Origin of the sequence: Pseudomonas sp. PDM17 (assembly GCF_014851985.1) — a bacterium.
Classification (GTDB): domain Bacteria; phylum Pseudomonadota; class Gammaproteobacteria; order Pseudomonadales; family Pseudomonadaceae; genus Pseudomonas.
The window spans coordinates 128,262-148,534 of the sequence record NZ_JACVAT010000007.1; the positions used below are offsets into that span (position 1 = coordinate 128,262).

Below are 20,273 nucleotides of genomic sequence, written 5' to 3' on the forward strand. Positions count from 1 at the left end.
GGATTCGCCCGCCAAGAGCGCAGCTTCGAAAACTATTTGAGCGCACTGAAGAAGTTCAGCTCTTCCTTGAATATTGAAACCCGTCGCCCATCAGAGCTCCCCATCCAGCCAAGCAGCAACCCCATGAGCCTATCGAAGCCGCCTATTCGAAACGCCAGCAAATCCAACATCCAGAGGAAATACAACAACCAGCCATCACACCTACAAAGCGACAGCAACCACACCCATTAAGCAATCAAGGAAACCGAACAATGAAAAAGCTCGATCGCGACCAACTGATCAACTCCGAACTTTCCGGCGGCTGCTGTAAATCCAAGAAAAAACCGGCTCCTTGCCCGGCTCCCGTTCCGCCCAGTGGCGGTGGAAGCGGCGGTCTGAACAGCAGCCGCTAACTTCGTGACGGCCAGAGACGACGGCGCAAGCGCGGCCTGAAATGTCCCCGACGCCGGCCGGCGAGCGATACCCCTGTCCTGCATCGTCAGTCACGCGGCGCTGCCCGACAAATTTTCGGGTAGCGCCTTCACTCCAACCCACATCGAAAGTATCCACGGAACCACCACCATCCAGGCCGCCCCATGAGTATCCAAGCCGAGAAACTGCCCCGTTTCACCGATATATCCTGGCGCTGGATCGCCTATTCCAGTTCGACGGTAGTGGCAGCGGGCATCGTCTTTGCGTTCTTCCAGGAGGTTGAACTCAAGCGCGACGTTCCCTGCGAAATCGTCTCGCCATCCGAGATCAAGATCAAAGGACTCTCCGGACTGGTGACCAATCCGCAAGTCGTGAACGGCCAGCAGGTGCACCAGGGACAGCCGCTCTTCCAGCTTGCCCGGGACTTCACCCTTTCGAGCGACGGCACACCCCGTCCCCGCTTCGACGAGGCCATGCGCGATGAACAGATCGCGACCGCCACCACGCAGCATGACGACCGGCGCGCCGCCCTGGCCGCCCGCCTCGAGGCCACCGAACGTACGGGAAATGCTCGTGAATTGGAGCTGCAGGCCATCGACCGGCAGCAACTGCGCACCCGGCAAATGGCCGAGGATTCGCAGAGAGCTCTAGGGCGGCTGGAAGGCCTGGCCGACTATGTGGTCCTCGAACGGGTCGAGCAGGCACGCCTACAGGCCAACCAGAGCGCCGCCGATGTCGCCCAGGGCGATGCGCGACGCCAGTCGCTGCTGAGCGAGATCGAGACGCTGCGGGGCAGCAACCTCGAGTTGAAGGTGCAGCAACGGGAACTGGACACCCAACTCGCTCGCGAAATACAAGACATTCGTCTGCGCTTCGAGGCTGCGCGCCAGAATGCCATCATCTTCGCTCCGCACGCGGGCATCGTCACCTTTTCCAGCCTTGTCGCCGGCCACACGCTAGAGGCCGAAGACGTCGCACTGGTCATCAACACCGGCTCCAACCAACCCCTGGTGGCTGCCCTGAGCATTCCGTCGCGGCAGCGCGGCTTCATCAGGGAAGGCCAGATCGTCCGCCTCAAGCTCGACGCGTATCCCTACGCTCGCTTTGGCGCCCTGCCGGCAAGTATCGAATCCATTTCCGACACGGCCATGAACAAGAGCGAGAACACCCCGGCACCGGCATCCAGCAAACCGGCGGAGACCAACAATTACATGGCCTGGGCAACGCTCTCCGGCGCCACCTTCGGCCCATCCCGCGCGCCCCTGCGCATCCTTCCCGGCATGCGCGGCACCGCCAGCGTGGTCATCGAACGCAGAACCATCGCCGAGTGGGTGCTCGAGCCACTGTTCCAGATGATCCGGGGCTGATCGTGCGGATCATCTACCAGAACGAAGTCGCGGACTGCGGCTATGCCTGCCTGGCAATGGTGTTGACCCATCTGGGGCGAGCAACCGACGTGCGTGAAATAACAGCGCGCCGCCCGCTGTCGGCCAACGGCCTGACTTTGATGGACCTGTACGATGTGGCCACCGACTTCGGCCTCGCCGTGCAGCCCTTCCAGTTCGACGCCAGCGACCTGACCAACATCAAGCCCGGCTCGATCCTGCATTTCGGTGGTGCCCACTTTGTGGTGTTCGAGAAGTTCCGGCGCAGCCATGTGGTGGTCATCGACCCGGCCTCGGGGCGACGGCGCCTGACGCTGGAGATGTTCATGGCAAACGTCTCGGGCTACCTGCTCGAATGCTCGCCGACACCCCAGCTGCCGAGCATTCGTGCCCACTCCCGCGTGCCCGGCGCATTGACCAGGGTTCATGCGCTGAATCCGCAGCTTCGCGGGCACATCGCCAAGCTCATGTTCGTAGCCATTGGCGGACAGTTCGCAATCCTCACCCTGCCCTACTTCGGCAATCTGGTCCTCGACCATGTGGTGACCAGCGACAATCGCAACCTGCTGCACATCCTAGCCGTCACCTTCACCAGCATTTTCGCCATCGGTGCCTTCAGCAAGTTCATCCAGTCCTACCTCGTGGCCCTGGCGGGAACACTGGTCAGCGTCAACGTGACCCAGGGGCTGATCGGGCAACTCCTGCGTAACCCGATTTCATACTTCGAGAAACGCAACGTCGGTGACCTGTTCGCCCGCCTGAAATCCCAGGAGGAAATCAACGACTACGCCGTCCGGACCAGCTTCGCGCTGCGCATCGACCTGGTAGTCGCCGGCCTGGCGATAGCCCTCATGCTGATACAGAGCACGCTGCTCGCCGGCGTCGCCCTGACAATATTCGCCCTGTACCTGGGCACCGCGTTCGCCCTCTACGTCCCGATGCGCGACGCTCACATGCTGGTTCTGGAGCGTTCCGCCCAGTGTGACGACACCCTGATCGAAACCATACGGGGTGCCTCGCTGATCAAGCTGGCCTGCGGCGAAACCCGCCGTACCGCGATCTTCATGGCGAAGTTCCGCGCCAATGCCGCAGCGGCATTGCACAGCGCCAAACTGACGGCGACGCGCGATGCCGTGCTGAAGCTGGTGGAATACGCCGACGTGATCGCCATCACCTGGCTGGCTGCTGGACTGATGCTCGACGGCAGGATTTCCGTGGGCGTTTTCTATTCCTTCATGATCTACAAGTCCCTGGCCTCGGAGCGGCTGGCACAATCGATCAACGCCTTGTTCGGCCGCTTCATGCTGAGCGTGCCAGTACAGCGCGTAGCCGACATCGTGGAGCACGAGCCGGAACGCTATGGGCTGACCGAACAGATCGGCAGGACGGCGGAGCTCCAGCGCCTGGATTCCATCGTGGTGCGCGACCTGAACTTCAGCTACGGCCTATCCGACCGTACTGTCCTGTCGGGAGTGACGCTGGACATCCAGCGAGGCGACAAGATCGCCATCGTCGGCCCTTCGGGTGTTGGAAAATCCACCCTATTCAAACTCCTCTGCGCAGCCGAACCGGTGCAACAGGGCGAGATTCGCCTGAACGGCGTGAGCTACGCCAATCTCGCCGTCGACGAAATCCGCCAGCACATGACCCAGATGCGCCAGGGCGACCTGATCCTCAATGGCAGTATCGCCGACAACATATCCCTGTTCGGCGCCAACCCTGACCACAACCGAATCAACCAGCTGCTCAAGGACGTCGGCCTGCTGGACGACGTCATGCAATTGCCGATGCGCACCCAGACGGTGATCAGCGACTCGATCGCGAACATCTCCGCCGGCCAGCGCCAGCGACTGCTGCTGGCACGCACGCTGTACCAGGACGCCGAAGTGCTTCTGCTCGACGAACCCACCTCCAACCTCGACCCCGTGTCGGTGGCGCACATCGCCGCCTTGCTCCAGCGCCTGGAGCGCACGCTCATTGTCATCACCCACGATCTGTCCCTGGCGACCTTCTTCAAGCACAGCTATCAGCTGATCGACGGCACGCTGCGGCGGCGTGTCCGGCAAGAGGAAGGGCTCGCATGACCCTGGCAAAGCTCTTCATCCCGCTGGGAATGTGCCTAGCCCTCGCTCCGCCCGGCGCCTCCTCCGGCGAGTTGCTGTCGGTGGTCAACGATGCCCTGGTCCACGATGCCGAACTCTCTGCGGCGAACTCGGAGATCGCCATTGGCCGTGAAGAGGTTCCGATCGCCAGGGCCGCCCTCCTGCCTAGGCTCGATGGCGGCTGGGGGCGAACCTACAACCAGATCACGACCGACAACCAGCCCACCACCAGGTACTGGCAGAACGGCTGGATGATCACCCTGACTCAACCCGTATTCGACTGGGAGCGCTGGGTCGCTCTCCGCCAGGCCGACATCGCCAGCGCCAAGGCAGAACTCGAATACGCCAGTGCCTGGCAGGCACTGGTGCTACGAAGCGCCAACGCCTATTTCGACTTGCTGGCCGCGGCTCAGGAGCAGTCCCGCGCATCCGACTACCTTAGCGCTGTCAGCGAACAACATGCCCTGACCGTGAAACTGCAGGCTGGCGGAGAGGCGACACTGATCGACGTGCAGGAGGCCCGGTCACGCCTGAGTGAGGCTCAACTGCGCCAGCAGGATGCTCTGCGCAACCTGGACTCGCGCCGACGCGTCCTGGAGACCCTGACCGGCCGCGACGTCACTCCACCCGCAAAGATAAACCTGAGCCGCACAAAACCCTGGTTGAAAGCCAGGAGCCTGCAACAGTGGGTGCGTCAAGCCGAAACCTCCAGTTACTCCGTGCAACTGGGGAAACTCGAGGTGCGCAACGCCAGCGAGGACAGCGAGAAAGCCCGCGCCCAGCGCTACCCCGTTATCAACCTGAGCGCCAGCCATGCGCCCTCCGGCGCGGCTGCCGGCTACTCCGAACCCACCACCACCAATAGCGCGATGCTCACAATATCTGCACCTCTGTTCACGGGCGGCGCAAACCGCGCTCGCCTGCGCCAGACCCTGGCGGAAGAGGAAAAGGCAGAGAATCGCCTATTGGGGGCAACCCGGAAATCGACGGCGGATACTCGGGAGTGGTTCCAGCGCTTCAACTGGGCGCGTGACCGAAGTCAGGCACTGAGCGAGATCGTTCGTCTCAACGCGTCATCGCTGGCGGCAACCCGCAAGGGCTACCAGGCCGGAAGCCGCACGAACCTGGACGTACTGCGCGCCCAGGAAGTGCTTTTTGCCAGCCGCGGTGAGCAGGCGAAGGCCAATTACGAAATGCTCTCGGCCTTCCTGGCCCTGAAGGCCGAAGTCGCTTCCCTCAACCTGGGGGACATCCAATTGCTCGACGACTGGTTGACTGCCGATGCCTCCACCAGCTGAGGCCCCCAAACCGCGCTGGCAGGACCGCTGGCTGCTGGCCTCGTCGGCGCTCGGTCTGGAGCGTGTCGCCCTGCTGTCCTGGGGCCTGCGCAGCATCTTCAGCAGGCGTGCTCGCTGGAAAGGACGGTTGCGCTACGAATGGGGCGCCGACAGCGCTGCGCTGACTCGCGCCGATGCCTGGCGCACCATGGCCAGTGAGGAGATCGAGCAAATGATCGATCGCCGCATGCACCTGGGAAGGCTCTACAACCGGGGCAATCATTGGCCGGAACTGGAGGCAGCAGCTCAGGAGCTGGCCGCTGCCACCCGCAGGCTCCAGAGCGATCTTCCCGGCCGGCCGGTCATTATTTCGCCGTTCCACTACGTTTCCGAGTACGCCAACATCTACGTGGTCGACGCCTTGCGCGCCACGCTGGGTCTGGCGGAGCTCGCCCTCGTCTCCGGCAGCCCGAGGGAAGCCTACGGCCACAGGGAGGACATCCTGATTCCCGGCTTGCGCATCCTGCATACCTATGACGAGAACAATCGTTCCGGGCTGGGGCTGCGCGTGATGCGCGCCCTGCGGCAGGAAGGCATCGCCGTGCTGTTCAGCGACGTACCGCCCTACATGATGCAGCGCTACCCAATGGAAACCGTGGAAGTGGTGCTACTCCGGCGCCCCGCGCGCCTGCACCGAGGCGTCTTCAGCATTGGCAGCCATGTCAACGCGGTAATGCTCTGCTTCCACCTGACCTTTTCGAAGGGCCGATTCGGCCACCATCTGTTCGACCCCATCGAGCTTGCCTGCAAGGATGCGCCGCAACGCGTTGCAGACTGCATCGAGGCAGCTTACCAGCGTGCGTATCCGAACTGGATCCTGGCAGACCATCCATCTCGTTACGGCTTCGCCCCTCGCAAATGACCGGGCCAGTCCAAGCACAACACAACTTCGGGAAATTTCCTTATATGCAGGACTACTTCTCAGACAGACCGCAAACGAGCACTGCGGTAATCATCTCCTGATTGAGGTCGTCACCGGACTCTCCCGGAGAGAACGCAAGTTCCCCTGGATGTCGGAGGCCATCGAATGCCTTCGTTCGAATCAAACGGAACATTTATCTATTGCGCAGCCATGCACGCAGGAGAATCAGCATGAACCCGAGGCAGCTTACCCACTGGCGCACCTACACCCGATCATGGTCACGTACGGCAATCTGCGCTCTGGCGCTAGCCGTGTTTTTCTGGGGCCAGAACGCCTTGGCTGCCGCTACTTGCACATTCAACGGCACAGGCGCTGAAAACTTTACATTCCCCGGTCCCATATCCGTTCCACGCGACAACAGCGCTTCGATGGCTCCGCTTTCGAACTGGGTAACAGGAGAGGCAGCGACCAATATCTATACCTGCACGCTCAGCAACAGCACGAAGGGAGGTATAGGTATCAAGTTCCCCACCATGGCGCAGGCCGGGAGCTACAGCGAAGGAGGAATAACCTACAAGGTTTTCAATACCAGCGTGCAGGGCGTCGGCATCGTCTATGGATTCCGTCTCTATACCGGCGGCAACTACTGCGACCAGAGCGGTGGCGCCAATGGCTGGAACCCCTGGGGCTCCGGATCAGGTTCGACGCCTTACAGTTATCGATGGTGTGACAACTTGCAGTCAGGCAGTTATTCATTTGGCGCCCAGCTGAGGTTTCGCCTGATCCAGACAGGCAGGATTACTGCCGGGACAGTGCCAACCTTCACGATGAGCAACTCCGCACAGGTAACCGATGGTACCTTCTCCACCGCTGCCGGCAGCCGCAACTACGTCATCAGCCCCGTAGCATTCCAGGCCTTGAGCTGCACCGCAGTCGGGGCCAACGTCACTCTGGATACCGCGAAAAAAAGCGACTTCACCGACGCCACCAGCGTCAGGACCAAACCCTTCCAGTTTACCCTGCAGAACTGTCCGGCCGGCATGAACAGTATCAAGTACCAACTCGACCCCATTGGAACGATCATCAGCGCAACCGACGGCACATTCCAGAACGCCACTGGCGCAGACATGGCCAAAGGTGTCGGCCTGCGGATCACCAACGAAGCCAATACGGCGCCCGTTCGCTTCGGCGATTCCAGTTACACCGTAGCGAACTACAGCCCGACATCGGGCAATACGACACTGCCCATCAAGATGAACGTGTCCTACTACCGCACCGGCGCAGCGACCCAGGTCACCGGAGGAAAGGTCCGGGGCACGGCGCAATTGACAGTGTTCTATCTCTGAAAGCCGCGCAGCTGTCATCAGCATTTGCATCAGGGATAACGGGGACGACGTGATACGATGTCCGGCTGTCACCGATCCGGGCCAGTCGCCGGATCAACGAATGCCAAGGAGCTCTCATGAAATACCTCACCCCCGAACAGATGGCCAAGCCGCGCAAGCGTCGCCTGCTGAAGAAACTGCGCCTGGGCGAGTTCCAGGAATTCGGTTTCAGTCTGGAAGTGAACTACAGCGGCGACCTGGATGATGTGTTGGATCAGTGGATCGCCTTCGTCGAGTCCGAGGGCTGGGTCTTCGTCGGCGGCGCCACCGAAGACGGTGAGTTCACCGGCTACCTGTGCCTGAACGCCGTTGGCAGCCTGACCGAAGCCGACCGCGAGACCACCCGCCTGTGGCTGGAAAAGCAATCCTGGGCCAAGTCCTTCGAACTGGGCGACCTGAGCGACTGCTGGCACGGCCTGTTCGAGTAAGGCGCAGTGAAAGGCGGCCATCCTGGCCGCCTTTTCCTATTTGTCCTTCCCCCTGATACCAACTTCGCCGGCATCGTTCAGCACCTGAAACCAACGCTGGAAGCTGTCATGCACCCACTCCTGCTGCTCTTGCTCCTGGCCTGAACCTTCTTGGGCTGCGGCACACTCATCACTCGCCTCGAAGATCCCAGCTGAACCACGGCACCTAGTACAAGGGCGTGCAGGCAGACGCCAAACTACTCACGGGAAACGTCAGCACCGGCTACGCGCCGATCGCGCTGTTCTGTTGGATGAGCATCGTCTGCAGGAAAGTCGCGGTGGTTTCCCTACCTGTGAACGCAGTCATCGACACCGTAGCGCAGCCCATCGACCACTCCTGGCGGACTCCGCTGGCTCGCCTACCGGCGCCCGCTGGTCACGATTGCCAGCAAGCCTTGCCTCTGCGACCCTGCCCCGGTCAAAACACGGAGCAGGTTGCATGGAACACATCGCCATCATCGGTAGCGGATTCTGCGGCACGGCGCTGGCCATCCAGTTGCTGCGCACTGCACAAGGGCCGCTACGGCTCAGCCTGATCAATCGCTCCGGGCGCCTCGCACGTGGCTTGGCCTATGGCACCCGTTCGGCCAGCCACATCCTCAATGTCCCGGCTGAGCGCATGAGCCTTTCCCCTGACCAGCCCTCAGATTTTCTCGAATTTGCCCGCAAGCAGATGCCTGAGGCGCAGCCGGGCGACTTCCTCCCCCGCCGTTTCTACGGTGACTACCTGCAGGACCGCCTCGGCCACGCTATCGCCGAAGCTGCACCTGGCATGCGCTTCAGCAGCCTCTGCCAGCAAGTACTGGAGCTGAGCGACCAGGGTGACCACCTGCGCCTTCGGCTCGATGACGGCCAGCTGCTGGACAGCCGAAAGGTGATCATCGCCACCGGAAACTTTTCCCCCGCCACGCCCGGTCCGCTCAAGTCACTTGAAAACACCCCGCAGTATCTCCGCGACCCCTGGACGGCAGGCGCACTGGAACGTATTCCATCCGATGCCAATGTCCTGCTGCTGGGTACCGGACTGACCATGTACGACATGGCGTTGGCCCTTCAGGACCAGGGTCATAGCGGGCCGCTGCTGGCACTTTCTCGCCGCGCGTTGCTGCCCCATGCTCACCGGGACAATGCCAGCCACCCCATGTTGCCGGCACTGCCCGACGCCTTCCTTGCGCAAATGGGTCTTAACGAGCGGTTGCGCGGCCTGCGTAGGTTGATCCGCCAGGCAGCCGAGGACGGCCACGACTGGCGGGACGTGATCGCCGCGTTGCGACCTGCTACGCCGCACTTCTGGCAGGCAATGAATGACCGCGAGCGCAGCCGTTTCCTGCGCCATTTGCAGGCCTACTGGGATGTCCACCGACATCGCGCCGCGCCACCGGTAGCCCAGCGCATCAGCGAGCTGCGCGACGGCGGACAGTTACACGTGCAAGCCGGCCGGGTGCTGGCGGCCAAAGCGTCGGATAACGGCATCGATCTGCAAATCCGCCATCGCGGAGCGAAGCAATCGCAACAGCATCGCTTCGACTACCTGATCAACTGTACCGGCCCCTGCACCAACCTGCGCGCCGTGAACGAACCACTGCTAAGCGGATTACTGGATCGCGGTGTGATCCGCCAGGACAGGCAAGGCCTGGGGCTGGACACTGACGACGGCTTCCGTCTGTTGGATGCGAGCGGCAAGGCAAACCCGAACCTCTACCTGCTCAGCCCGATGCTGCGCGCCAGCCACTGGGAAGCCACCGCCGTGCCGGAACTGCGCGGGCACGCCGCACGCCTGGCCGAACTGCTGCTGGCCTGAAACGAAGCTGGCCCGCAAGGGCCAGCCCAGTGTCATCAATAAGGGCGGGCCTCCCCGCCCACCCTGGTTTGCGGGGTGTCAGATCGCCACCTGCGCCTCCACCTCCTGCAGTTTTCGCCGGGCCAGCGCCAGGTTGGCTTTCACCTTGTCCAGCACGTAGTACATGAACACGCCTTCATGCTTCGCCATGGGGCGAATGATGTGGTACTGGCGGCCCAGGGTGATGAGGATGTCCTCGATCACATCGTTGAGCGCCAGCGACTTCATGGTCTTGAGCTTGGCGCGGACCACTTCGGTGTTGCCCGCCGCCGCCAGTTCCAGGTCCACGCCGCCACCCGCCTGCCCGAGCAGCATGCCGCTCTTGGCATCCACCACGGCGGACGCCAGGGCACCATCCAGGTTCAGCAGTTCGTCCAGCGATTGTTGCAGTGCTGCCATAGCGATTACTCCTTGAGTGCGCGTCCTGTTGTAGGGGCCCCGCAGCCGCGCGCGCCGCGAAGCCTTTTGTCTCATCCGGCCAGCGACAGGTCCGCCAGCCGTATGGCCGTGCGTTTTGCCTGGTAGAGCACCTGGCCGAGCATCTCCTCGCGGTCGGCGACCAGGTTGAGGATCATCGGATGGCTCGGGTGCGGGATGTCGACGATGACGATGTAGCCTTCGCTCGCCTCGACGATCACGTTCTGGTGCGGCCCGACTTCGCTCTCCTGGCCAACCATCGCACCGAGGGCGGAGATGGAGCAGGCCATCGCCGCCAGCTTGGAAACTTCCAGCCCCTTGCCGGTGCGGGAGGCCACTTCGAAACCATCGGTAGTGGCAATCACTGCCGCGCTCAGCCGGCCCAGGCTGGCGCCCAATTCGTCCAGCGCCAGCTCGGCGTCGTGACGCAGTCTTTCCGGCAGGCTCATCAGGGCATGTTCCATGGTCGACTCCAGTCGGTGGCGAACGTCAGGCCTCAGGCCGCCGTGCATTCGAGTTGCAGCAGGAGCAGGTCAAGCAACAGCCGGACTTCCTCCGCTTCGCGCACGTCGACCTCGATCACCGGGAAGCTGTATCCGGCTTGCGCCAGGGCGGCGGCGTAGTCGTCCAGGCCGGGATGGGGATTACCCGGCAGGCGGCCGACACCGATCACACAGGGCGCGTGGCCGATACAATCGGCAAAGCCGTCGAGGTAGACGCGCAGGTCGCCCAGCGGGTCAGGCCGTGAGTTGTCGATCAGGATCACAAGCCCGAGCGCACCTCGGGCGAGGATTCCCCACATGAAGGCGAAGCGCGCCTGGCCGGGGGTGCCGTAGAGACGCAGACGCTCGTCCGGGCCGAGCACCACTTCGCCGTAGTCCAGGCCGACCGTGGTGCGAGCCTTGTCCAGGCTGGGGTCGTTGTTCTGCACATCGGTGCTGACCGGGTCGATATCGCTGATCGCGGCGATGGCGGTGGTCTTGCCAGCGCCCATGGTGCCGGTGAAGAGGATCTTGTATTCCCTCATCGGCTGGCCTCCGCAGTACCGCCCAGACCGAGATGACGACGGATGCGCGCCAGCAGGCCGATGGGCGCTGCGGTTTGCTGCGCGGGCGCAGCAGGCGTGGCCTCGACGGGTTGAAGCATCTGCTGGGCGTCCATCAGGCGGACGAAGCTTTCCGCCACCTGGCGCGGCACGCCGGAGCGCTCGCACAACTCATCCAGGCTCATGGCCCGCGCGCAGAGCAGTGTGGCCAGGCGCACGTAGCGATGCTCACCCTTGAGCAAGGAAGCCGCCGGCCAGTGCTTCAGGCGCAGCGCTCCGCCAGGAGTCTCCACTGGCCGGTGACCGATGGCACGGGCGGCGCGCTCAAGACAGTCGAAGACTTCACTGGCACGCAGCGGCCAGTGGACCCAGAGCGGCACGCCTTCGGCGGTGCGCAATTGCACGCGGGGCTCGCCTTCCTCCCCCTCGACCAGCAGGTCGGCCGGGCCTTCGACATACGCCCAGTTCGCCAGCGTGCGACCACTGAGCAGGCCGACAATAGATTTGAACACCACCTGATCCCGCAACGCCATTCGGGCGAACCCGTAGGTGTATTGAACCTGATACGGCTGATTCATCGGCGCGCTCCCTTGGGCCAACAAACACCATCAACCTGCACGGGTTGATCAGGAGGCTCACCGGGACGTTGGAGGATGCCGAGCGCAAGCTCGCAGAAGGCACGGACGAATGTCCGGCCTGCTTGGCAACCCCGCGGTCATGGCCCTTCCGGGCTGTAGATCGGTGGCTTTGCGTCCCTGGCTTTCGCACAGGTTTGCCCTGGTCAATTGAGTCTCAGCGTAGTACGCCGATTTCGTTCGCCAAGGCGAAAAAGCGTGATGCACCTCACACAAATATCGGAAATATCGCCGGAACAACTTCGCAATATTCGTAGGCATATTCCGTTCTAAAAAGGGGCGGGAAGCGCTCCCTTCGGCTAGGATTTCCTACAGCGAAGCCCTACCGGCACGGGCCCGCCAGATGTCCAGAACAGGCCGGGGCTTACTGCCCAGAGACGCCATGCTAGAGCGCCAGCGGTTCCAGAATATTCTCAGCCTGGGCCTGCCGATCATCGGCGGGATGCTCAGTCAGAGCCTGCTCAACCTGGTGGATGCGGCCATGGTCGGCCACCTCGGGGAAAAGTCCCTCGCCGGGGTCGGCATCGGCAGCTACGCCAACTTCGTCGCCATCTCGCTGGTGATGGGCCTGGGCGCAGGCGTACAGGCACTGGTGGCGCGCCGGCGGGGTGAAGGCCGCAGCGCCGAGTTCGCCGCGCCGTTGAACTGCGGGCTGCTGGTGGCGCTGGGCCTGTCGCTGCCGATCACGCTGATCTGTCTATTGTTCGCCGAGCCCATCGTCCATGCGCTGTCCAACGACCCCGAGGTGCTCGCGGTCGGTATCCCCTACTTCGAATGGCGCGCCTTGTCGGTGCTAGCCGTCGGACTGAACTTCTCCTTCCGCGGCTACTGGAACGGCACCCGGCGCTCGGGCATGTACATGCGTACCCTGGTGGTGATGCACCTGGCCAACGCGGCGATCAGCTACAGCCTGATCCACGGCCTGTTCGGCCTGCCCAGGATGGGCGCGGTGGGCAGCGGCCTGGGCACCACGCTGGCGCTGTACATCGGCTCGCTGATCTACGCCTGGATCACCTGGCGCGATGCCCGCGCCCAGGGTTTCCACCCGCGCCTGCCGAGCGAATGGGACATCCGCACGCTGCTGCGCCTGTCGCTGCCAAATTCACTGCAGCAGTTCTTCTTCGCCGCCGGCATCACCCTGCTGTTCTGGATCATCGCCCAAGTCGGCACCCGCGAGCTGGCAGTGGCCCACGTGCTTATCAACCTGGCGCTGTTCCTGATCCTGCCTGGTGTCGGCCTGGGCATGGCGGCGACGACGCTGGTCAGCCAGAGCATGGGCGAGCGCGACTTCGACAGCGCGCACCGCTGGGGCTGGGACGTGGTGAAGGTGGCGGCCTGCGGCCTGGCGCTGTTGGGGGCGCCGTTCTGGATTTTCCCCGAGGCGATCCTGCGGCTGTTCGTCAGCGATCCTGCGCTGATCGAACTGGGCCGGGTGCCGCTGATGCTCACCGGCATGGGCATGGTGATCGACGCCACCGCGCTGGTACTGACCCAGGCGCTGCTCGGCGCAGGCGCCGTGCGCACGGTGATGGCGGTCAGCCTGGGCAACCAGTGGCTGTTCTTCCTGCCGCTGGCCTACCTGGTCGGTCCGGTGCTGGGCGGCGGGCTGCTGGCGATCTGGAGCATGCAGATACTGCAGCGCGGGCTGGCCTCGGCGATCTTCGCGGTGATGTGGCAGAAACGCCAGTGGACGCAGATCGAACTCTAGCGTTCGCGCCCTCAGGAGCTAGGCTTGCAGGCAAAAGGAGGACCAACGATGGACGAGCAACAGAACAAGCCGCCGAGCTTCTGGCAGATGCTCCACAGCGTGCTGGCCGCGGCCTTCGGCGTACAGAGCGGACGCAACCGCGCGCGCGACTTCACCCACGGCAAGCCCAGTCATTTCATCGCCATGGGCATTCTCTTCACGCTGGTCTTCGTGCTGCTGCTCTACGGGCTGGTGCAGCTGGTGCTGCATTTCGCCGGACTGTAGGAAAGCCGGCTGGGGGATGAGGTACCGGGCGGGCCGCAGGACGACCCGCCGGCACCGCTGTCACTGGTGGCTGACCCAGAACACGGCGGTCGCTACCACCAGCAGGATCAGGATGAATGCGGCGCGGGCATCGACGACGCTGTCGCTGGTCTTGCTGGACGTTTCTTCGCTCATGCTTCCCCCATCTTCTCGTTATTGGCTGAAGGACCACAGGCAAGAGTTAAGACCAGCCCGGCCCGCTGCTCAAGGAATCGCCCCTTTCCGCCACTGCGCAAATGCCGTTAGGCTGCTGATTCCATAAGAACAAGCAAGTGGATTAAGCGCGTGGACTCACTGCAAGACACTGTTGCGCCGGAAGGCGTCTGCTACGGCTGCGGCGGCAGCAACCCGCACGGACTGCACATCAAGAGCCGCTGGCACGAGGACGGCATCCACGTCGTCGCCGAGCACCTGCCCGAAGCCAAGTACTGCGGCTGGCCGGAACTGGTCTACGGCGGCCTGATCGCCATGCTGGTGGACTGCCATTCGAACTGGACGGCCATGGCCTACCACTACCGCGCCGAAGGCCGCGAGCCGGGCAGCCTACCGCGCATCGACTGCGTGACCGGCAACCTGGGCATCAAGTTCATCAAGCCGACACCCATGGGCGTGCCGCTGACCCTGAAGGCTCATGTAGAAGGTGAAGTCGGGCGCAAGAGCCGGATCATCTGCGAGGTCTACGCCGGGGATGTGCTGACCTGCGTCGGCGACTCGATCTTCGTCCGCGTCGACACCTCACAACTGCGCGACGCCGCCCACGGCCGGGATGCCTGATCGACTCCCGTTGCGCCGCCGCCCATAGCCAGACGAAGCGGCGCAACGGAGCAACAGACGTCCGGCTTCAAGTCCCGTCCCGCCTGTGTTTCAGGCTTGGCGCGACTTATACCCGAAAGTTCTCGCCATATACTCAAACATCACTTTTGCGCATATTCCCGAACTGGTATCGTGCGCCCCACTCCGCGTGGAGCGCGTTGCCGTGCGCGCTGGGATACGCAATACGCCCTGAGCGCTATAGCCTGACAGCAGGATGATTCATGTACGTATATGACGAATACGATCAGAGGATCGTAGAAGATCGCGTCAAGCAGTTCCGCGATCAGACCCACCGTTACCTGGCGGGCGAACTGACCGGCGAGGAATTCCGCCCGCTGCGTCTGCAGAATGGCCTGTACATCCAGCGCTACGCGCCCATGCTGCGAGTGGCTGTGCCTTACGGCCTGCTGTCCTCCCGGCAGGTTCGCAAGCTGGCGCAGATCGCTCGCGACTACGACAAGGGCTACGCGCACATCAGCACCCGCCAGAACGTCCAGTACAACTGGCCGGAACTGGAAGACGTGCCGGAAATCCTCGCCGAACTGGCCACCGTGCAGATGCACGCGATCCAGACCAGCGGCAACTGCATCCGCAACACCACCACCGACCAGTTCGCCGGCGTCGCCCGTGACGAACTCGTGGACCCGCGCCCCTGGTGCGAGATCATCCGCCAGTGGTCGACCTTCCACCCCGAATTCGCCCACCTGCCGCGCAAGTTCAAGATCGCCGTCAACGGCGCCGTGAGCGATCGCGCTGCCATCGAGGTGCACGACATCGGCCTGGAAGCGGTGCAGAACGAAGCCGGCGAGCTGGGCTTCCGCGTCTCCGTCGGCGGCGGTCTGGGCCGTACCCCGATCGTCGGCAGCTTCATCAATGAATTCCTGCCCTGGCAGCACCTGCTGTCCTACCTGGACGCCATCCTGCGCGTGTACAACCGCTATGGCCGTCGGGACAACAAGTACAAGGCGCGCATCAAGATCCTGGTCAAGGCGCTGACTCCGGAAGTCTTCGCCCAGAAGGTCGACGCCGAATGGGCGAACCTGAAGGACGGCCCGAGCACCCTGACCGACGCTGAACTGCAGCGCGTGGCCGCCCACTTCGTCGACCCGGCCTACCAGACCCTGGAAGACCAGGACGCCGCCCTCGCCCAGCTGGACGCCGAGAACCCCGGCTTCGCCCGCTGGCGCACCCGCAACACCTTCGCCCACAAGAAACCCGGCTACGTCGCCGTGACCCTGTCGCTCAAGCCCACCGGCGTGGCGCCTGGCGACATCACCGACAAGCAGTTGGATGTGGTCGCCGACCTGGCCGACCGCTACAGCTTCGGCGAAGTGCGCAACAGCCATAACCAGAACATCATCCTCGCCGACGTCGAGCAGGCGCAGCTGTTCACCCTCTGGGGCGAACTGCGCGAGAACGGTTTCGCGACCCCGAACGTGGGCCTGCTGACCGACCTCATCTGCTGCCCGGGCGGCGACTTCTGCTCCCTGGCCAACGCCAAGTCGCTGCCGGTGGCCGAAGCCATCCAGCGTCGCTTCGATGACCTGGACTACCTGTTCGACATCGGCGACCTCGACCTGAACATCTCCGGTTGCATGAACGCCTGCGGTCACCACCACGTGGGCCACATCGGCATCCTCGGCGTGGACAAGAAGGGCGAGGAGTTCTACCAGGTCTCCCTCGGCGGCAGCGCCAGCCGTGAGGCGAGCCTCGCGCAGATCCTCGGCCCGTCGTTCGCCCAGGACCAGATGGCCGACGTGATCGAGAAGATCATCAAGGTCTACGTGGAACAGCGCACCGAAGAGGAACGTTTCCTCGATACCTACCGTCGCATCGGCATCGACCTCTTCAAGGAGCGCGTATATGCAGCGAATCATTAAGAACCGCGAGGTCGTCGACGATCGCTGGCACCTGCTGCCCAAGGACGCGACCCTCGAGACCGTGCCCAACTGCGACGACGTGATCATCCCGCTGAACCTGTGGCTGGAACACGGCCCTGCCCTGCGCGGCCGTGACGGCGGCCTGGGCGTGTGGCTGGACGCGGACGAAGAGCCCGAAGCCATCGCCGAAGACCTGGACAAGTTCAAGGTCATCGCCGTGAACTTCCCCGCCTTCACCGACGGCCGCGGCTTCAGCACCGCGCGCCTGCTGCGCGAGCGCTTCGGCTACAAGGGCGAAGTGCGCGCCATCGGCGACGTGCTGCGGGACCAGCTGTTCTTCATGCAGAGCTGCGGCTTCGACGCCTACGCCATCCGCGCCGACCGCGATCCGCAAGCGGCGCTGGCCGGCCTGGACGACTTCTCCGAGGTCTACCAGACGTCGGCGATCCAGCCGCAACCGCTGTTCCGTCGCCGTCAGCTCGCCTGATCCAGCGACAGTAAAAAGCCCCGCACTGCGGGGCTTTTTCATTTCTTCGCGGCGTGTTTCTCGTAGTGACCTTCAAGCTCGCACGCTGTCCCACGCGATCTGAGCCAGTTGCTCGCGGCACTCGATCAGGTCCACCCGCGTGCGCCCGGCCAGCCAGTTGCGCGCGTAGTCGTGGGTCGGGCCGATGACCACGGAGTTGAACAACTCCGCCGACAACGCCCTGAACGCCCCGGCCTTGCGGTGCTCGGCGAGCAGTTCGGCGATACGCCGGCCCTGCTGGCGGTTGGCCTCGCGCAGCTCCTCGCCCATCTCCCCTGCTTCCACGCGCCCGCGGCTGTGCAGGATGAAGCGCGCCCACTGCGGATTGGTCGAGACCCAGTCGATGTAGGAGGTGACGAACAGCTTCACCACCGCCTCGGCACTCTTCGCCTCCTCCAGCCCCGCGTCCAGCAACGCCGCGTACTGGCCGATACCGGTCAGGTACAGCGCACCGATGATGCGTTCCTTGTTGCCGTAATGGTGATAGAGGCTGCCGATACTGGCGCCGGAGCGGTCGCGGATCATCTCGATGGTGGTGGCGTCCACGCCGGATTCGCTGAAGCAGGCCAGCGCGGCCTGGAGGATGTCGTCTTTGCGGGAAGGTCGGGCCATGAGCGTCCTATCGGGAATTCGTTCCAGAAAGTAATTCTAGAATATTCTTCTAGAATTACTTTCTAATCTTCGTATACTGCCTGGGCGCGCACTGCTCTTCAATGACAGTTCTTCAATCACAGCTCTTCAATCCCAGCTTGCCCACCCCATCAGCCTGCGGAGCCACCATGAGCCAGATGCTGCAGATGTTCCAACAGGCCGGTCCGGCGCAGTTCAGCGCCATGATCGGCCAGGTTGCCCCCTATTTCTCCACCATTGCCCCGCAGTTCGTCGAGCTGCGTCCGGGTTATGCGGAAGTCACCTTCCCCAAGCGCCGCGAAGTGCTGAACCACATCGGTACCGTGCATGCCATCGCCCTGTGCAACGCCGCCGAGCTGGTGGCCGGGACTCTGACCGACGTGTCGATCCCCAAGGGTCGCCGCTGGATTCCCCGCGGCATGACCGTGGAATACCTGGCCAAGGCCGAGGGCGACGTCCGCGCCGTGGCCGATGGCCGCGCGATCGACTGGAACCAGGAAGGTGACATCATCGTCCCGGTGCTGGCCTACGTCGGTGAGAAGAAGGTCTTCCGCGCCGACATCACCCTGTACGTCAGCCAGGCCTGAGGGAACCCGCCATGATCACCCCACTCCCCCGTCCACTGGACAACGGCAACGGCCACAGCCTCTCCAGCCACTGGTACTACCCGCCCGGCGAAGCCCGTGGAGCGGTGCTGATCGTCCCCGCCATGGGTGTCGAACAGCGCTTCTACACCGCCTTCGCCAACTGGCTGGCCGAGCGCGGCTACCTCGCCGTGACTTTCGATTACGTCGGCATGGGCAAGTCCCGCGCCGGCCACCTGCGCGAACTGGACGTCAACGTCGTCGCCTGGGGCAACCATGACTGCAGTGCCATGCTCGACGCGGTGGTCGAGGCCGCCGGCGAGTTGCCGGTGTACTGGATCGGCCACAGCCTGGGCGGCCAGATACTGCCCTTCGTGCGCGGCAACGAGCGCATCCAGCGCGCCTTCACCATTGCCACCGGCAGCGGCTACTGGCGCGAGAACACCAAGGGATTGCGGCACAAGGCCTGGCTGCTCTGGTACTGCCTGGCACCGACCATCACGCCGCTGCTGGGCTACTTCCCGGGCAAGCGCCTGGGCGTGGTCGGCGACCTGCCGCGCGGAGTGATCGAGCAATGGCGGCGCTGGTGCCTCGACCCGGAATACGCCGTGGGCGCGGAAGGAGGCGCGGTGCGCGAGGCCTATTCATCGGTGCGCACGCCCATCACCTCCATCTCTTTCACTGACGACGAGATGATGTCCGGTCGCAACACCGAGTCGCTGCACGGTTTCTACCGCGGCTCGCCAAAGACCGTGAAGAGAATCGCCCCAGAGGACATCGGTGTGAAACGCATCGGCCACTTCGGATTCTTCCGCAGCCAGTTCGCCGATTCTCTGTGGGCGGGTTACCTGCTGCCGGACCTGAGCTGACAACCAGGCCCGGTGCGGGCGTCGATCAGAGGATCAGTCCAGCGTCACCAGCACCCGGCCGACCAGCTTGCCGGCAAGAATCTGGTGAATGGCGGCCGGCAGGTCGTCGAGCTTGACCTCGCGCACCGCCGCTTCAAGGTTGTCGAGCTTCCACTGCAGGGACAACTTGTCCCACATGGACGCCTTGACCACCAGCGGCAGCTCCACCGAATCGACGCCCAGCAGGTTCACGCCGCGCAGGATGAAGGGCAGCACGGTGGCCTTGAAGGCGGCGCCGGCGGTCAGGCCGCAGCAGGCGACGCTGCCGCCGTATTGCAGCGACTTGACCACATTGAACAGGATGTCGCCGCCCACGGTGTCCACCGCGCCGGCCCACTGCTCGCGCAGCAGCGGCTTGTCGACGCCATCGGAGACGGTGGCGCGGTCGAGGATCTGCCGCGCTCCGAGGCGGTTCAGTAGCTCGGCCTGCTCCAGCTTGCCGGTGGCGGCGGCCACGGTGTAGCCCAGTTGCGCCAGCAGCATCACCGCGATGCTGCCCACGCCGCCAGTGGCGCCGGTGACCAGGATCGGGCCAGCGGACGGCGTGACGCCAGCGCGCTCCAGCTTGTCGACGCAAAGCGCGGCGGTGAGGCCGGCGGTGCCGAGGATCATCGATTCGCGCAGCGACAGGCCCTGCGGGCGCTTGATCAGCCAGGCCGCGGGCACGCGGATGTACTGGCCGAAACCGCCCGGCGTGTTCATGCCCAGGTCATAGCCGGTAACGATGACTTCGTCGCCGGCGGCGAATTCGCCCACCGAGGACGCCTCCACCACGCCGGCGGCATCGATGCCGGGAGTGTGCGGGTACTTGCGGGTGACGCCACGGTTGCCGCTGGCGGACAGCGCATCCTTGTAGTTCAGCGAGGAATACTTCACCCGCACCAGCACCTCACCCGCCGGCAGATCGGCAACCTGCCGCTCGGCCACCTGCAGGTCATACACGCCATGCGCGCTCTCCGTGACCCACAACGCCTTGAATGCACTCATCTCGACCCTCCTCTTTCGAATTTGGAACGGGCGCGATCCCGGCGCCCG

21 protein-coding genes and 1 riboswitch are annotated in these 20,273 nt (G+C 63.7%); of the genes, 15 read left to right on the forward strand and 6 right to left on the reverse strand.

Annotated features, from left to right (window positions below):
* Positions 1-251: 251 nt before the first annotated feature.
* The 8 genes from IB256_RS24110 to IB256_RS24150 all read left to right on the forward strand — a co-directional run bounded on the left by IB256_RS24110 (position 252) and on the right by IB256_RS24150 (position 9,750).
* A complete protein-coding gene (locus IB256_RS24110; protein WP_192295458.1) occupies positions 252-392 on the forward strand; it encodes a hypothetical protein in 141 nt (46 codons plus the stop codon).
* A gap of 183 nt (positions 393-575) precedes the next feature.
* Positions 576-1,778 (forward strand): HlyD family secretion protein, encoded by a 1,203-nt coding sequence (locus IB256_RS24115; protein WP_192404397.1) that lies wholly within the window; start codon positions 576-578, stop codon positions 1,776-1,778.
* A gap of 2 nt (positions 1,779-1,780) precedes the next feature.
* Entirely contained in the window at positions 1,781-3,880 is a 2,100-nt protein-coding gene (locus IB256_RS24120) for a peptidase domain-containing ABC transporter (protein ID WP_192404399.1), read from the forward strand.
* Positions 3,877-5,196 (forward strand): TolC family outer membrane protein, encoded by a 1,320-nt coding sequence (locus IB256_RS24125; RefSeq protein WP_192404401.1) that lies wholly within the window; start codon positions 3,877-3,879, stop codon positions 5,194-5,196. Before IB256_RS24120 ends, IB256_RS24125 begins: the two co-directional genes overlap by 4 nt.
* Positions 5,180-6,097, forward strand: a complete 918-nt coding sequence (locus IB256_RS24130; protein WP_225601936.1) for a hypothetical protein — start codon at positions 5,180-5,182, stop codon at positions 6,095-6,097. Before IB256_RS24125 ends, IB256_RS24130 begins: the two co-directional genes overlap by 17 nt.
* 230 nt (positions 6,098-6,327) lie before the next feature.
* Positions 6,328-7,443 carry a fimbrial protein gene (locus tag IB256_RS24135; protein WP_192404403.1) on the forward strand — a complete coding sequence of 372 codons (1,116 nt, stop codon included), beginning with the start codon at positions 6,328-6,330 and terminating at the stop codon, positions 7,441-7,443.
* Positions 7,444-7,559: 116 nt separating this feature from the next.
* On the forward strand, positions 7,560-7,910 hold the full coding sequence (locus IB256_RS24140; protein ID WP_192295453.1) for a 50S ribosome-binding protein YggL: 351 nt from the start codon (positions 7,560-7,562) through the stop codon (positions 7,908-7,910).
* A 478-nt stretch (positions 7,911-8,388) separates the two neighbouring features.
* The gene (locus IB256_RS24150) at positions 8,389-9,750 is read left to right on the forward strand and encodes an FAD/NAD(P)-binding protein (protein ID WP_192404405.1); all 1,362 of its coding nucleotides are present in this window, start codon (positions 8,389-8,391) and stop codon (positions 9,748-9,750) included.
* Between the two features lie 78 nt (positions 9,751-9,828).
* Here the strand turns inward: IB256_RS24150 and IB256_RS24155 are convergent, their stop codons facing one another.
* The 4 genes from IB256_RS24155 to IB256_RS24170 all read right to left on the reverse strand — a co-directional run bounded on the left by IB256_RS24155 (position 9,829) and on the right by IB256_RS24170 (position 11,829).
* Positions 9,829-10,188, reverse strand: coding sequence for a hypothetical protein (locus IB256_RS24155; RefSeq protein WP_017519512.1), 360 nt, complete (start codon positions 10,186-10,188; stop codon positions 9,829-9,831).
* Between the two features lie 71 nt (positions 10,189-10,259).
* Complete coding sequence (locus IB256_RS24160; protein WP_192295451.1) at positions 10,260-10,670, reverse strand: roadblock/LC7 domain-containing protein; 411 nt, start codon at positions 10,668-10,670, stop codon at positions 10,260-10,262.
* Between the two features lie 32 nt (positions 10,671-10,702).
* The gene (locus IB256_RS24165) at positions 10,703-11,233 is read right to left on the reverse strand and encodes a GTP-binding protein (protein WP_192404407.1); all 531 of its coding nucleotides are present in this window, start codon (positions 11,231-11,233) and stop codon (positions 10,703-10,705) included.
* Entirely contained in the window at positions 11,230-11,829 is a 600-nt protein-coding gene (locus IB256_RS24170) for a hypothetical protein (RefSeq protein ID WP_192404409.1), read from the reverse strand. Before IB256_RS24170 ends, IB256_RS24165 begins: the two co-directional genes overlap by 4 nt.
* Before the next feature lie 121 nt (positions 11,830-11,950).
* A riboswitch (cyclic di-GMP riboswitch) is annotated at positions 11,951-12,038 on the reverse strand.
* A 230-nt stretch (positions 12,039-12,268) separates the two neighbouring features.
* On the opposite strand from IB256_RS24170, the gene IB256_RS24175 reads away from it, so the two are divergent.
* The 5 genes from IB256_RS24175 to IB256_RS24195 all read left to right on the forward strand — a co-directional run bounded on the left by IB256_RS24175 (position 12,269) and on the right by IB256_RS24195 (position 17,077).
* Positions 12,269-13,594, forward strand: coding sequence for an MATE family efflux transporter (locus IB256_RS24175; RefSeq protein ID WP_192295448.1), 1,326 nt, complete (start codon positions 12,269-12,271; stop codon positions 13,592-13,594).
* A gap of 48 nt (positions 13,595-13,642) precedes the next feature.
* The gene (locus tag IB256_RS24180; protein ID WP_045208331.1) at positions 13,643-13,858 is read left to right on the forward strand and encodes a DUF2970 domain-containing protein; all 216 of its coding nucleotides are present in this window, start codon (positions 13,643-13,645) and stop codon (positions 13,856-13,858) included.
* A gap of 324 nt (positions 13,859-14,182) precedes the next feature.
* Positions 14,183-14,671, forward strand: a complete 489-nt coding sequence (locus tag IB256_RS24185; protein ID WP_405307856.1) for a PaaI family thioesterase — start codon at positions 14,183-14,185, stop codon at positions 14,669-14,671.
* Between the two features lie 260 nt (positions 14,672-14,931).
* Positions 14,932-16,590, forward strand: coding sequence for a nitrite/sulfite reductase (locus IB256_RS24190; protein ID WP_192295447.1), 1,659 nt, complete (start codon positions 14,932-14,934; stop codon positions 16,588-16,590).
* Positions 16,574-17,077 (forward strand): DUF934 domain-containing protein, encoded by a 504-nt coding sequence (locus IB256_RS24195; RefSeq protein WP_192295446.1) that lies wholly within the window; start codon positions 16,574-16,576, stop codon positions 17,075-17,077. The genes IB256_RS24190 and IB256_RS24195 overlap by 17 nt, the downstream gene beginning before the upstream one ends.
* 72 nt (positions 17,078-17,149) lie before the next feature.
* Here the strand turns inward: IB256_RS24195 and IB256_RS24200 are convergent, their stop codons facing one another.
* Positions 17,150-17,728 carry a TetR/AcrR family transcriptional regulator gene (locus IB256_RS24200; protein ID WP_192295445.1) on the reverse strand — a complete coding sequence of 193 codons (579 nt, stop codon included), beginning with the start codon at positions 17,726-17,728 and terminating at the stop codon, positions 17,150-17,152.
* 167 nt (positions 17,729-17,895) lie between these two features.
* Here IB256_RS24200 and IB256_RS24205 point away from each other — a divergent pair, with 167 nt between their 5' ends.
* A complete protein-coding gene (locus tag IB256_RS24205; RefSeq protein ID WP_192295444.1) occupies positions 17,896-18,333 on the forward strand; it encodes a hotdog fold domain-containing protein in 438 nt (145 codons plus the stop codon).
* Between the two features lie 11 nt (positions 18,334-18,344).
* On the forward strand, positions 18,345-19,199 hold the full coding sequence (locus tag IB256_RS24210) for an alpha/beta fold hydrolase (protein WP_192404411.1): 855 nt from the start codon (positions 18,345-18,347) through the stop codon (positions 19,197-19,199).
* 33 nt (positions 19,200-19,232) lie between these two features.
* On the opposite strand, the gene IB256_RS24215 is transcribed toward IB256_RS24210, so the two are convergent.
* Positions 19,233-20,225, reverse strand: coding sequence for a YhdH/YhfP family quinone oxidoreductase (locus IB256_RS24215; protein ID WP_192404413.1), 993 nt, complete (start codon positions 20,223-20,225; stop codon positions 19,233-19,235).
* Positions 20,226-20,273: the final 48 nt, after the last annotated feature.

Coding starts and splice junctions, on each gene's coding strand:
- IB256_RS24110 (WP_192295458.1), top strand. CDS start 252: ATGAAAAAGCTCGATCGCGACCAACTGATCAACTCCGAACTTTCCGGC.
- IB256_RS24170 (WP_192404409.1), bottom strand. CDS start 11,829: ATGAATCAGCCGTATCAGGTTCAATACACCTACGGGTTCGCCCGAATG.
- IB256_RS24160 (WP_192295451.1), bottom strand. CDS start 10,670: ATGGAACATGCCCTGATGAGCCTGCCGGAAAGACTGCGTCACGACGCC.
- IB256_RS24210 (WP_192404411.1), top strand. CDS start 18,345: ATGATCACCCCACTCCCCCGTCCACTGGACAACGGCAACGGCCACAGC.
- IB256_RS24165 (WP_192404407.1), bottom strand. CDS start 11,233: ATGAGGGAATACAAGATCCTCTTCACCGGCACCATGGGCGCTGGCAAG.
- IB256_RS24125 (WP_192404401.1), top strand. CDS start 3,877: ATGACCCTGGCAAAGCTCTTCATCCCGCTGGGAATGTGCCTAGCCCTC.
- IB256_RS24115 (WP_192404397.1), top strand. CDS start 576: ATGAGTATCCAAGCCGAGAAACTGCCCCGTTTCACCGATATATCCTGG.
- IB256_RS24195 (WP_192295446.1), top strand. CDS start 16,574: ATGCAGCGAATCATTAAGAACCGCGAGGTCGTCGACGATCGCTGGCAC.
- IB256_RS24140 (WP_192295453.1), top strand. CDS start 7,560: ATGAAATACCTCACCCCCGAACAGATGGCCAAGCCGCGCAAGCGTCGC.
- IB256_RS24215 (WP_192404413.1), bottom strand. CDS start 20,225: ATGAGTGCATTCAAGGCGTTGTGGGTCACGGAGAGCGCGCATGGCGTG.
- IB256_RS24130 (WP_225601936.1), top strand. CDS start 5,180: ATGCCTCCACCAGCTGAGGCCCCCAAACCGCGCTGGCAGGACCGCTGG.
- IB256_RS24200 (WP_192295445.1), bottom strand. CDS start 17,728: ATGGCCCGACCTTCCCGCAAAGACGACATCCTCCAGGCCGCGCTGGCC.
- IB256_RS24190 (WP_192295447.1), top strand. CDS start 14,932: ATGTACGTATATGACGAATACGATCAGAGGATCGTAGAAGATCGCGTC.
- IB256_RS24155 (WP_017519512.1), bottom strand. CDS start 10,188: ATGGCAGCACTGCAACAATCGCTGGACGAACTGCTGAACCTGGATGGT.
- IB256_RS24205 (WP_192295444.1), top strand. CDS start 17,896: ATGAGCCAGATGCTGCAGATGTTCCAACAGGCCGGTCCGGCGCAGTTC.
- IB256_RS24175 (WP_192295448.1), top strand. CDS start 12,269: ATGCTAGAGCGCCAGCGGTTCCAGAATATTCTCAGCCTGGGCCTGCCG.
- IB256_RS24180 (WP_045208331.1), top strand. CDS start 13,643: ATGGACGAGCAACAGAACAAGCCGCCGAGCTTCTGGCAGATGCTCCAC.
- IB256_RS24135 (WP_192404403.1), top strand. CDS start 6,328: ATGAACCCGAGGCAGCTTACCCACTGGCGCACCTACACCCGATCATGG.
- IB256_RS24150 (WP_192404405.1), top strand. CDS start 8,389: ATGGAACACATCGCCATCATCGGTAGCGGATTCTGCGGCACGGCGCTG.